Raw genomic sequence first — 11183 nt, 5'->3', positions numbered from 1 at the left:
GCTTTCCTCTGCAATGGATTACAGTCCCATCATCGCCACCAAACGTTCCCGCTTTCAGCTTCTGGAGGACTTGATGGGGCAGCCAGGCTTCTTTGATGATCCGAAGAAGGCTGGGGAGCTGACGCGTGAGCACCGGCGGCTGGACATGCTTTTGAAGAATTGGGACTTGTATCAAAAGCAGATCGAGGAACTCACGGCCAGTCGTGAGATGTCCACCTGTGGTGATCCTGAGCTGGAGGCCATGGCGCTGGCGGAGATTCCGCTGGTGGAGAAGCAGGTCGAGGAGCTGGAGAATCGTGTGCAGGTGGCTGTCCTGCCGCCGGATCCGCTGGAAGGTCGTGATGCGCTGATCGAGGTGCGCGCAGGAACGGGGGGTGATGAGGCCTCGCTGTTCGCGGCAGACCTGGTGCGCATGTATTCGCGCTTTGCGGAAACGATCGGTTGGAAGGTGGAGACGCTGGAGTCGAGTCCTTCGGACGTGGGTGGCTTCAAGGAAATCGTGATGAAGGTGAGTGGAGATGAGGTGTTCCGCCGTCTACGTTATGAGAGCGGGGTGCACCGCGTCCAGCGTGTGCCTTCCACGGAGGCGCAGGGGCGCATTCATACCTCAACGGCCACTGTGGCGGTGCTGCCGGAGGCTGAGGAGGTGGACTTTGAGCTGAAGGCGGATGAGGTCCGAATCGAGGTCTGCCGCTCATCCGGCGCGGGAGGGCAGGGGGTGAACACGACGGACTCCGCGGTGCAGGTGATGCACATTCCCACGGGCATCATCGTGCGCTGCCAGGACGGGCGCAGCCAGATCAAGAACAAGGACAAAGCTCTCGGCATCCTGCGCTCACGTCTCTTGGAGAAGAAGCAGCAGGAAGAGGCGGCAAAGTATTCGGCACATCGTCGGGATCTCATCGGCAGTGGTGGTCGTGAGGAGAAGATCCGCACGTATAACTTTCCGCAGAACCGGGTGACGGATCATCGCATCGACCTCACGCTTTATAGCCTCGATACCTTCATCGAAGGGAAGATCGATGACATGATGGACCGTCTGCTGGCGGATGATCTGGCGGAGCGTCTGGCCGAGGCCGGGTTGCGCTGATGTGAGGTGATGCGATGTGGAAGGTGCGAGCTGCGGAATAACAAATTTTACTTATGAAGTCACTCCTGGAGGTTCTCACGAGCGGTGCTGCTTATCTGCAGAAGCACGGAGTCGATGAGGCGCGGCTGAACATGGAGCATCTGCTAGCGCATGTGCTGGGCTGCCGCAGGCTGGACCTGTATCTGAGGTTTGAGGAGAGGTTGCATGAGGAAACGCTGGTGCCGATGCGTGATCTGCTGAAGCGCCGTGGCGAAGGGGTGCCGCTGCAACATTTGTTAGGAACGGTGGACTTCCTGGGGCATGAGCTGGTGTCAGATCATCGCGCCTTGATCCCGCGGCCGGAGACGGAGCATCTGGTGGACTGGCTGATCCGTGAGGTGAAGGCGAACCGCATGCCGAAGCCTGCCAGTGTGCTGGATATGGCGACGGGTTCGGGCTGCATCGGGCTGGCCTTGGCGGCGGCCTGGAAAGAGTCGCGTGTGCAGCTAGCGGACATCTCTGAGGATGCGCTGGATCTGGCGAGGCTGAATGCCTCACGTCTGAAACTCGATGCGGTGCACATGGTGCGCAGTGACCTGTTTGAGAAGGTGCCTGGGCGCTTTGATTTTATCGTTTCGAACCTGCCTTACATTCCCACGGCGGAGGTGGCGACACTGAGCCGGGAGGTGCGGCAGGATCCGGTGCTGGCACTGGATGGCGGGCCGGATGGTTTGGATATCGTGCGCCGCTTTTTAGATGAGGTGCCGAAGCACCTGACGCCGGGCGGTGGCATCGCGCTGGAGGTCGGGGATGATCAAGGTGCCAGGACGGCTGCCTTGGCGGAAGCGGCGGGGTTTTTGGAGGTTCGGGTGATTCCGGACCTGGCAGGGATCCAGCGGTTTGTGCTGGGGGTGCATCCGGGGGTGCCTGAGGAGCCGGTGGAGGAGGTGTCGGCGGAGGTGGCGGAGAGTGTAGAAGCCTGACGAGGAGAGGTTTCCGCGTTCATGGCACCGCACTTTGGCAAGTGCGCCTACGATGGTGCGTGCGCGATGTCGTGATGGAATGAAGATACTGGGTGCGCGCGAGCGGTGTCGACGAGGCACGGTGGCTCGTGCCTCTCTGCCACCGCACTCCGGGACGCTTCGCGACTTCGCGGGTCAACTCAGGGGACGAGCTTGCTGTCTTTGAGCCATTCCATGAAGCGGTTGGGCCATTGGCCGGCGGCGGTGGTGGTGCCGGGGCGGTAACCAAAACCGTGACCAGCTTCGCTGTAGATGTGCAGCTCGGCTTTCACGCCGGCGGCTTTGTATTTGAGATAGAGGGTGGCCATGCCTTCGGCGATGTCGGGGCGGTCGCCGTAACCGCAGGCGATGAAGAGCGGCGGCATGCCTTTTTCAGCGGAGAAGAGGCCGGAGGTGCCGGGGTAGATCAGGGCCTGGAAATCGGGGCGTGAGCTTTCACGCTCGATGCTGTCCGCGGCGTCGGGCTTGCCAGGATCGCTCTTCATGGCGGCGAAGGCGGCGAGCTCGCCACCGGCGGAGAAGCCCATGACGCCGAGGCGGTCGGGGCGGATGTTCCACTCCTTGGCGCGGCTGCGGATCAGGCGCAGGGCGCGGCGGGTATCGGCCATGGCATGATCCTGGATGGTGTAGGTGGAGCCCTTTTCGCGGGCGAGACGGTATTTGAGCACGAAGGCGGCGACTCCGTGCTCCTGGAACCATTCGGCGAGCGCATAGCCTTCATGGCCCAGGCAGAGTTTGGAGTGACCACCGCCGGGGGCGATGAGCACGGCGGTGCCGGTGGCATCCTTAGCGGGGATGAAGGGCGTGATGGAGGGATTGTGGACGTTCACCACGTTCGCGCCTTCTTGTTTCTCGGCCTCGTCTTTGCGGGCTTCGGAGCCTGGGGCTCCTTGAGGCCAGAGGGAAATGGCTTGGGGCTGGTCGGCGGCCTGGAGTGTGGTGGCGAGAAGGAGAAGGGCGAGGAAGCGCATGGCGGTGGGGCAGCTATCGGAGCGTGATGATGAGGGGAGGCAAGGAGGAAAAGGTTGTCTCGCGGAGGTGGTCAGACCTTGTTCGTGGAACGGCTGCGGTGGAAGACCATGACGATCAGTGGCAGCGCGATGCCTAGAACCATGGCGGTGATGCCGGAGTAGAGGGCGTAGTTGGCCAGGGTGAAGGAGTTCTTTGCCTTGGTGGTCATCTTCTGGATCTGGGCTTCAGTCATTCCCTGGGAGGAGAAGTGCGCCTGGGTCTGGTGAACCATCACCTCAGACCATTCTGGATGGACGACTTTGACGTAGCCGATCTGGGCCATGGTGGAGATGATGACTGACACCAAGGCTGCCACGGCTCCTGCCTTGACTCCTTCCAGGTAGGTCAATGCAGGATTCCTGCGCCTCACCGCACGAAGGCAGAGAACGAAACCTGTGATGGTGATGATCAGCCACACCAGCATGGCGAACTGGAAGGTCATGACACCGCTGGTGTGAAGGCCCAGATAGTAGGCCATGTAGAGCCAGACGAGATTCGCCAAGCCGATGTACAGCCCCCACTTGACGGCGGTTTGAGTGGTCGGTTTCATGTTGGTGATGTTTCAGGTTAGGCCAGTGGGTGCCTGCGCCGCGCGATTTTCTATCCTACGTCCAGGGGCGTGTCTTGAGCTGTCGGGGTGATGCCGAAAGATGGGGCGGCGCGCGGTTCTGTCGAGCCTTGGCGAGAGAGAGGATCAATCTCCCTGCTGTTTGCGGAACTCGGTGGTGAGCATGCCGGCGAAGCCCCAGTTCTCAGGCTCGACCTCGTCGATGACGATGTGGGTGTGCTCGGGCTTCTTGCCGAGCACGCGCTGCAGCGTCTGGGTGATCTCGGAGACGATCTGCGCTTTTTGTTCGGCGGTCACGCCGTCCTTGGTGATGCGAACGTTGACGTAGGGCATGGGGATGGAGTTGTCGGAGGTTCCTGGGCCGTTGGCCCAGGCTGGTATGGGACGGGCCTTTGGCCCTCACTTTTTGACGAGGGTGCTTTGTTTTTTTTGGCGAGGCTTTTCCAAGCCCCTCGTTCTGGTGAGCGAGCCTACAAAAAAGCCGCCGTGAGCAGGACTCACGGCGGCAAAGGTTTGAAGAGGTTTTAGTTAGACCTCGGAGAAGCTTACTTGCCGGGAACGCCGAAGACCTGCACTTCGCAGTAATGATTCATCTCGTTGGAGGTGTTGCCATTGCTGGTGAGGCGCACGTAGCGGGCCTTGGTGTTCTTGGCGTCGATGACGCGGCCGTGGTTGGTCTCGATGTAGGCGGGGTCAGCACCGGCGCCGAGCTTCAGGGTGTCGTCATGATCGGAGTTGAAGAGGGTGGTGACACCGGTCTTGAACTCTTTGTCGTCAGACACCTGGACAACGACGTCCACGTAGGCCTGGGCCTGCTTGTGGTAATGCCAGACGGCGATCTTGTTCAGCGTGGTGGCGGCGCCGAGGTCGATCTGGACCCACTGAGGACCAGGGGCGAGTTCGACGAAGCAGCCATCGGAACCGTCGGCGTCACCATCGGTCACGAGGGTGAGCTCACCGATGATCGGGGCTGGATCGCTGGAGGTCACTTCCTTGCCCTTGGCGAGGTTGACGGTGCCTTTAGGAGCCTGGAAGGACTTGATGATCTTCGTTGGATCAGGAGTTTCGAGGTTCGGCAGCTTGGCTGGAACCGGCGTGCCGATGAACATCGGCTTCGGGAACTCAATCTTGATCTCTTCCGTGTCCTGGGCGGAGACGGCGGTGCTAAGAGCCGCGAGGGCGGCGATGGCGAGGGTGGTTTTGTTCATTGGGGTAAGAATGGGGGCGGATTAGACGGGCTTCGGAATGGAATATTGCAAGCTGTGAACCGAAAAGTGCAAATTAGCTTAACTTGTTCCCGGCTCGCTGCTCTCGGTTTCCGGTTGTTCGTGGCGGGGAGGTTTTGTGGCCTCCCCGGCCTTGGATTTTGTTAGGCGACCTCGAAGTCGGCAGGGGTGAAGTTATACTTCTGGCCGGTCTTGAGGCACTCGTAGGCTTTGAGCACAGTGACGCAGGACTTGAAGGCCTGCATGACGTTGCAGGTCAGGTGGGCCGGGTCCTTCTTCTGCACGGACTCGATGAAATTCGCCACGTGCGGGGTGTGCGGATACACGTCCAGGATGACCGGGATTTCCCACGGATCGAGAGCCTTGGACTCGCGCGCATCAGCCACAGCCTTGGCGGTGCCGGTGACGTTGTAGGACTTCGGTGCAGGCTTGGCCCAGGCGCGGGGATGCTCCCAGAACTTGTTCTTCACGTTGTCCGGGGCCTTCACCAGGATCGGGTTGTCGCCGGAAGCATACTGGCTCCAGTCGTTGGAGGGCTCGGCATAGACCTGGTTGTAGGTCGGGCTTTCGGAGATGATGGCGGAACCCGAGACACCCATGTGCTTCTCATAGTAACCCTGGGAACCCGTGGTGGTCAGCACCTGGTAGTAGGCGCGCATGATGCCGGCAGGGGTGTTGTACTCATAAAGGCACATCACGTTGTCCGGCAGTTCAAACTTGGCCTTGGGCTGGCCGTCAGGGCCGGGGGTGCCATCATAGTAGTCCACGCCACCGGTGGCGTAGAGGGAGGTCGGGGTCTGCTCATACATCCAGTTGAACATGTCAATCTGGTGGGCGCCGAGGTCAGAGATGGGGCCGCCGCCGTACTTGGCGAACCAGCGCCAGTTGCGGAACTGTTCCATGCTGTCGAAGCCATACTTCGTGAGCATTTCCTGCGGGATGGTCTGGTTCTTCGGAATGCCGAGAGGCTGGGAGGCGGCGACACCGCGGTTCCACTGGCCGTAGCAATGTGTCACGCGACCGAGCAGACCCTTTTTGATGATCTTCTCACGCAGGTGGATGTAGCGCGGGTTCGAGTGGCGCTGATGGCCGATCTGGAAGATGCCGTTGTTCTCCTTGCCGGCCTTCACCATGTCACGCGCACCTTCGATGGTGTTGGACATCATCTTCTCACAGTACACGGACTTGCCCTTCTCCAGGCACATGCGGGAGAATGGAGCGTGCAGGTGGTCAGGCGTGGCGATGAAGACGGCCTCAATGTCAGGCTGCTTCTCCAGCATTTCCTCGATGGTCTCATACTCAGCGACCGGGCCTTCGACCTGGTGCTTGTTCTCATACGCCATGCGGCGTGCGGTGGGAGTGCGGTTGTATTTCCAGATGTCACACACGGCCACCCACTGGATGCCGCTCATGATTTTGGAGGAGGCCACGCGGAGGCGGTCGCCCTGGGCGCCGCAGCCCACGAGGGCGCATTTGATCTTGCGGCCGGCGGTCTCGCCCTGGGCGATGGCGCTCTTGCTGGTGGCAAGGTAGAGGCTGCCGCCGGTCACCGCGCTGGTGCGCAGGAAGGAACGGCGGTCCATGAATTTGGCGAGCCCGCTGAGGGGCTTGGGGGAAGGGGAATCTGGGCTCATAAGCTAACTAAGCTTGGCTTTGTGATAGCGGGAGAAAGAGCGTTCGATCAGGAGATCGCCTCGGTGGTTTTTTCCGGGTGGCTGTGGCAGCTCTTCTTGCGGAAGAACAGACCGTCCAGGGAGAGCCAGCCGTGCTTCACGGTGCTCAGAGCGGCGAAGGTGATGATGATGCCGATACCGATGTTCGTGCTGAGCTCGGTGTCATCTGGAAGGGCGGCGAGACCGAAGCCGAGGGAGAGGAAGGTCAGGCCGGCAGCCAGGAGGGAGATGCGGCTGAAGAGACCGATGGCCACCCAGGCACCGACGGCGAGCAGGATGTAACCGATGCTGTGGGCATACTGGTCGATGGCGGTCGGAGGAAGGATGGAGGGCAGGAAGCTGTTGTCCGACATGAGCTTGGCGATGAGGCCGCTCTTGGTGTCGTAGTTGACGGAGTTGAAGGTGGCGGCAGCGCCGTCGCCCGCGCGGAATTTGTCCACACCAGCCATGAAGAGACGCATGCCGACCCAGAGACGGGTGATGAGGTTCGCGGCGGCGAGATCAAAACGTGGGCACGAGTGAGAAGAACAGGCTTTGTCGGACATGGAGTGGTTGGTGGTTAGAACTGTAACGGATCGGGGGAAGGGGAGGGAGTTTGAATGGCCCCGTTATGGAAATCCAGCGGAATTTCGGGGCGGAGGGCCGGGGATTCTCAGGGATGGCGGGTGGGAGGGGAGACGCTGACGGTGGTTGACGGTTGTTTACAGTTGTTGACGGTGGTTTTCAGAAGCAGGGAACCGGGGAAGACTGGGAGACGCGGAGATTTTTAACCGCTGATAAGACGCTGATGCTGAGAAGCAGAGATGTGGGTGCGGTGTCCAAAGGGTCCGCTTGGGTCACTTTTCGGGAGGGACAGGGCGGGCGAGATTGCGGGGCTATGAATGCGCTTTTTTACAGGAGAATTGGAGTTTTGGAGGGGGAGGGATGGCCTACGGAACCCATGGAAGACGCGGAAGGGGCGGGAGCCGTTTACGATTGTTTACAGTGGTTGACGGTTGTTGACGGTGGTTTGGGGGAGAGGAGAGCCGATCCGAGTCAATCCGACCGGATCCGACCTGCTGGGGATGGGGAAAGGGGAGCTGGCGGTGGGTTCACCTTTCGGAGAAAGGCGGCCACTTTGGGGGCGATCCAGCCTGATCAAGGTAGATCGCGGCTGGTGCAGATAGCGGGGCTGGGTTCCTTGTTCTGGCGAACGAGCCTACGGGGGATCCAGCCTAATCCAGGTAGATCCAGGTTGTTTGTGGTGACAGGTGGGGCGGGGGATGGCGTTTGGAGGTGTGCTATGCGTTTTTGTTTTCTACTCACTTTGACGGTCGTTGTGCTGGAGTTGCTTGCGACAGGCGGCAGTCAGGCGGCGGAGCGGCCGAACATTCTGTTCATCTTCAGTGACGATCACTCTTACAAGACGGTGTCGTGTTACCCGGAGGCGCTCCCGGGGGCGAAGACGCCGTCCATTGATGCGCTGGCGAAGTCGGGGGTGCGCTTCACGCATGCCTACATGGGGGCGTGGTGCATGCCTTCGCGGGCGAGCTTGCTGACGGGGCGGCACCCGCATGGGATCGAGTCGATGCGGATGGAGGGGAAGTATCCAGCGAGTGAGTATGATCCGCAGCAGTGCCCTTTCTGGCCGGCGATCTTTAGATCCAAAGGGTATCACACGGCGCACATCGGCAAATGGCACACGGGGACGGATGCGGGGTATGGTCGTGACTGGGACTACCAAATTGTGTGGAACCGGCCGAAGCATCCGGACAACGCGGGCAACTACTACGAGGACCAGATGCTGGGCTTCAATGGCGAGGATCGCCTAACGAAAGGTTATTCAACGGACAACTACACGGACTGGGCCTGTGACTACATCCGCGGGAAGAACCGTCCTGTGGACAAGCCGTGGTATCTCTGGCTCTGCTATGGCGCGGTGCATGGGCCCACGACCCCCGCGAAGCGGCACAAAGGCACGCACAAAGGTGATGAGGTGAAGGTGCCGGCGGACATTTTACCGCCGCGTCCCGGCAAGCCGGATTATCTGAATGAGACACAGTCCTGGGCCAAGGATGAGAGTGGCGATATCGTGGCCGGGAAGAGCGGCGAGTCCTTTGGCGACGTGAGCAACAGCAAGAAGAAGCTGACCTATGAGGCCTACATCCATCAGACACTGGAGTGCGTGGAGGCGCTGGATGAAGGTGTGGGCCGTGTGCTGGCCACGCTGAAGGAGAGCGGGCAACTGGAGAACACGCTGGTCGTCTTCACAGCGGACCAGGGCTTCGCGATGGGCGAGCATGGCTTCCGCACGAAGCTGGCGCCGTATGATGCGAACTACCGCAGCCCGCTGATCATCTCACGTCCGGGCACGCTGCCGGAGGGAAAGGTTTGTGCCAAGCCGGTGAATGCGCCGGATCTCATCGCCACCTTCAGCGCCACGGCGGACATCAAGATCCCGTGGGAGGTGCATGGTCGTGATCTCACACCGCTGCTGAAGGATCCCGAGAATGCAGCCTGGCCTTACCCCTGCTTCTTTGAAGGCACGGGTGATCACTATGGCAGTGCGGTGACGAAGGTGGTGAAGGAAACGCCGGCCGAGGCGGAGCATCATCATGTGCCGTGGTATGCGGCGCTGAATGACGGGCGCTTCAAATACATCCGCTATTTAAAACCCGGTGTGCCTGAGGAGCTCTATGATTTGCAGAGTGATCCGGAGGAACTGAAGAACCTCGCGACGGAGGCTGGTCATGCTGCGGATCTGGAGCGTCTGCGGGCTGCGGCTGTGGCGGAGCTCAAGCGCACGGGTGCCGGGTATGCGGATCAGTTGCCGCCGCCTTGATGAGATGGCCTCCAAGGAGCGCGGATCTCCTGAATCCGCAGCCGCCGCGAACGCAGAGACAGGCAAAGAACGCAGCTACGCGTTGTGCGATTCAAACGCCAGTCTACGAGTTGAAGTCATTGCTATGAGAGGCTTGGCTGGGTGAGGCATCCACCCGGCTGCGGATTCGGAGATCCGCGCTCCGGCGCTGGCGCGCGTAACGAGCATGGGGTTCCGGGGCGATGTTGAATTTGACTTGTCCATCCCCTCCCTAACTTTCCTCCATGTCTACCTTCGCCACTCCCGTTGTCTGTGCCATCATCGAGCAGGATGGATTGATCATGGTGGCGCAGAGGCCGCCGGGGAAACGACTGGAAGGATGCTGGGAGTTCCCAGGTGGGAAGATTGAGATGGATGAACTGCCGGAGGAGGCTCTGCATCGTGAACTCTTCGAGGAACTCGGGTGTCAGGTGGAAATCATCCAGACCGGACGGCCGGTCTCGCATGTGTATGACTGGGGTTCGATCATGCTGCATCCGTTCCGCTGCTCTTTGGTGGAGGGCAGCCAGCAACCTGTGGCGTATGAGCACAGCGCGCTGCAGTGGCTGCCCTTGGCAGAGCTGGGTGGACTGGAGCTCGCACCTGCGGATCTACCGGTGCTGGAGTGGCTGAATCAGGAAGCCGCAAAAGCTGAATGAGCCTTCTGGGATAGCTGAATGAAGAATGCGGCGGAGCGGAGTTTGTTCATGCACTCCTTCATGAACCGACGTCGCTTTCTCCAGTCCATCGCCGCGCTTGCCGCCGCACCTGCCTATTCTGCCGAACCTGCCTGGAAGCTGAACTACATGCTGGCCTCCAGCATGTATGGAAACCTGAAGCTGGCGGAGATTCTGCCGGAGGTGAAGAAGACCGGGGCCACGGGCATCGAGCTCTGGCCGAAGAAGCACGGCACGCAGCGTGAGGAGCTGGACGAGATGGGCGTGGAGAAATTCGCAGCGCAGCTTAAGGAGCACGGCCTCACCTTTGGCGGCACCACGCGCTATGACCTGGGACCCATGAAGCTCACCAGCGAGATCAAGGTGGTGAAGCAGCTCGGAGGCAGCTTCATCGTGGCTGGTGGCAAGGGTGACTACAAGGTGAGCCCCGAGCAGTTGAAGAAAAACGTGCAGACCTTTGTGGAGCAGATGAAGCCGCATGCAGCGCTCGCCGCCGAGAACGGCGTGAGCATCGGCATCGAGAACCACATCAACAACCTCATCGACTCCCCGGACTCGCTGCGCTGGCTGGCGGACGGCATCCGCAGCATGCCGGGCATCGGCATCGCCCTGGCGCCCTATCACTTGCCGCAGGAGAGCGCGCTGCTGGCGGATCTCATCCGTCATATCGACCAGAAGATGACGCTCTTTTATGCCTGGGAGCATGGCATGGGCTGCTCCAAGCCGATGCCAAAGGAGGAAGAGCTGAAGCAGATGCCGGGAAGGGGGCCTCTGGACTGGAAGCCGCTGCTGCAAGCCCTGAAGGACACGGGATTCAAGGGACCGACCGAGATCTTCATGCATCCCACGCCACGCGGCTTCCCCATCCTGCCGACGGCGGCGGAGACCACGGCGGAGATTGTGAGGGGGAAAGAACACCTGGACGCGATCGTGGCGAAGCTGGGGTGATCTGGCTTCAACGGGGCGCGGATCTCCGAATCCGCAGTCGGGTGGAACGCAGGTCTGACCTGAGGACGCTGCCGCAACACTCTTCGCCACCCAGGGCCTTCGGCTTGAAGGTGCGAGAGTCTAAATCGCCCCCATGAGAGCGAATGACCC

The 11183-nt window shown here is 60.7% G+C and carries 11 protein-coding genes; 5 read left to right on the top strand and 6 right to left on the bottom strand.

The genetic code is table 11. The features are described 5' to 3' along the window. The first annotated feature begins 13 nt into the window (after positions 1-13). Both prfA and prmC read left to right on the top strand, forming a co-directional pair. Positions 14-1090: a peptide chain release factor 1 gene (prfA, locus tag BGE01nite_RS21100; RefSeq protein WP_146853390.1), complete on the top strand. Its 1077-nt coding sequence runs from the start codon at positions 14-16 to the stop codon at positions 1088-1090. 53 nt (positions 1091-1143) lie between these two features. Then, positions 1144-2052, top strand: a complete 909-nt coding sequence (prmC, locus tag BGE01nite_RS21095) for a peptide chain release factor N(5)-glutamine methyltransferase (RefSeq protein WP_146853388.1) — start codon at positions 1144-1146, stop codon at positions 2050-2052. Between the two features lie 179 nt (positions 2053-2231). Here the strand turns inward: prmC and BGE01nite_RS21090 are convergent, their stop codons facing one another. The 6 genes from BGE01nite_RS21090 to BGE01nite_RS21065 all read right to left on the bottom strand — a co-directional run bounded on the left by BGE01nite_RS21090 (position 2232) and on the right by BGE01nite_RS21065 (position 7114). Then, complete coding sequence (locus BGE01nite_RS21090; RefSeq protein ID WP_146853386.1) at positions 2232-3062, bottom strand: alpha/beta hydrolase; 831 nt, start codon at positions 3060-3062, stop codon at positions 2232-2234. A 71-nt stretch (positions 3063-3133) separates the two neighbouring features. Then, on the bottom strand, positions 3134-3652 hold the full coding sequence (locus tag BGE01nite_RS21085) for a DUF4199 domain-containing protein (RefSeq protein ID WP_146853384.1): 519 nt from the start codon (positions 3650-3652) through the stop codon (positions 3134-3136). 144 nt (positions 3653-3796) lie between these two features. Continuing rightward, the gene (locus BGE01nite_RS21080) at positions 3797-4003 is read right to left on the bottom strand and encodes a tautomerase family protein (protein ID WP_146853382.1); all 207 of its coding nucleotides are present in this window, start codon (positions 4001-4003) and stop codon (positions 3797-3799) included. Between the two features lie 212 nt (positions 4004-4215). Continuing rightward, complete coding sequence (locus tag BGE01nite_RS21075; RefSeq protein ID WP_146853380.1) at positions 4216-4878, bottom strand: discoidin domain-containing protein; 663 nt, start codon at positions 4876-4878, stop codon at positions 4216-4218. Positions 4879-5039: 161 nt separating this feature from the next. After that, positions 5040-6479 (bottom strand): Gfo/Idh/MocA family protein, encoded by a 1440-nt coding sequence (locus BGE01nite_RS21070; protein WP_170266950.1) that lies wholly within the window; start codon positions 6477-6479, stop codon positions 5040-5042. Between the two features lie 98 nt (positions 6480-6577). Further along, the gene (locus tag BGE01nite_RS21065) at positions 6578-7114 is read right to left on the bottom strand and encodes a DoxX family membrane protein (protein ID WP_146853376.1); all 537 of its coding nucleotides are present in this window, start codon (positions 7112-7114) and stop codon (positions 6578-6580) included. A 737-nt stretch (positions 7115-7851) separates the two neighbouring features. Here BGE01nite_RS21065 and BGE01nite_RS21060 point away from each other — a divergent pair. The 3 genes from BGE01nite_RS21060 to BGE01nite_RS21050 all read left to right on the top strand — a co-directional run bounded on the left by BGE01nite_RS21060 (position 7852) and on the right by BGE01nite_RS21050 (position 11033). Next, the gene (locus tag BGE01nite_RS21060; protein WP_146853374.1) at positions 7852-9390 is read left to right on the top strand and encodes a sulfatase family protein; all 1539 of its coding nucleotides are present in this window, start codon (positions 7852-7854) and stop codon (positions 9388-9390) included. A gap of 263 nt (positions 9391-9653) precedes the next feature. Continuing rightward, positions 9654-10067 carry a (deoxy)nucleoside triphosphate pyrophosphohydrolase gene (locus BGE01nite_RS21055; protein WP_146853372.1) on the top strand — a complete coding sequence of 138 codons (414 nt, stop codon included), beginning with the start codon at positions 9654-9656 and terminating at the stop codon, positions 10065-10067. Between the two features lie 60 nt (positions 10068-10127). Beyond that, positions 10128-11033, top strand: a complete 906-nt coding sequence (locus BGE01nite_RS21050; protein WP_146853370.1) for a sugar phosphate isomerase/epimerase family protein — start codon at positions 10128-10130, stop codon at positions 11031-11033. Positions 11034-11183 lie beyond the last annotated feature (150 nt).

It is taken from the genome of Prosthecobacter gellanilyticus (assembly GCF_007992435.1).
Classification (GTDB): domain Bacteria; phylum Verrucomicrobiota; class Verrucomicrobiia; order Verrucomicrobiales; family Verrucomicrobiaceae; genus Prosthecobacter; species Prosthecobacter gellanilyticus.
The sequence above is the reverse complement of the archived record's forward strand: the minus strand, read 5'-3'. Positions and strand labels throughout refer to the sequence as shown.

Excerpts from the sequence above, each read along its gene's own strand:
- prfA (WP_146853390.1), top strand. The coding sequence starts at position 14 with ATGGATTACAGTCCCATCATCGCCACCAAACGTTCCCGCTTTCAGCTT.
- prmC (WP_146853388.1), top strand. The coding sequence starts at position 1,144 with ATGAAGTCACTCCTGGAGGTTCTCACGAGCGGTGCTGCTTATCTGCAG.
- BGE01nite_RS21090 (WP_146853386.1), bottom strand. The coding sequence starts at position 3,062 with ATGCGCTTCCTCGCCCTTCTCCTTCTCGCCACCACACTCCAGGCCGCC.
- BGE01nite_RS21085 (WP_146853384.1), bottom strand. The coding sequence starts at position 3,652 with ATGAAACCGACCACTCAAACCGCCGTCAAGTGGGGGCTGTACATCGGC.
- BGE01nite_RS21080 (WP_146853382.1), bottom strand. The coding sequence starts at position 4,003 with ATGCCCTACGTCAACGTTCGCATCACCAAGGACGGCGTGACCGCCGAA.
- BGE01nite_RS21075 (WP_146853380.1), bottom strand. The coding sequence starts at position 4,878 with ATGAACAAAACCACCCTCGCCATCGCCGCCCTCGCGGCTCTTAGCACC.
- BGE01nite_RS21070 (WP_170266950.1), bottom strand. The coding sequence starts at position 6,479 with ATGGACCGCCGTTCCTTCCTGCGCACCAGCGCGGTGACCGGCGGCAGC.
- BGE01nite_RS21065 (WP_146853376.1), bottom strand. The coding sequence starts at position 7,114 with ATGTCCGACAAAGCCTGTTCTTCTCACTCGTGCCCACGTTTTGATCTC.
- BGE01nite_RS21060 (WP_146853374.1), top strand. The coding sequence starts at position 7,852 with ATGCGTTTTTGTTTTCTACTCACTTTGACGGTCGTTGTGCTGGAGTTG.
- BGE01nite_RS21055 (WP_146853372.1), top strand. The coding sequence starts at position 9,654 with ATGTCTACCTTCGCCACTCCCGTTGTCTGTGCCATCATCGAGCAGGAT.
- BGE01nite_RS21050 (WP_146853370.1), top strand. The coding sequence starts at position 10,128 with ATGAACCGACGTCGCTTTCTCCAGTCCATCGCCGCGCTTGCCGCCGCA.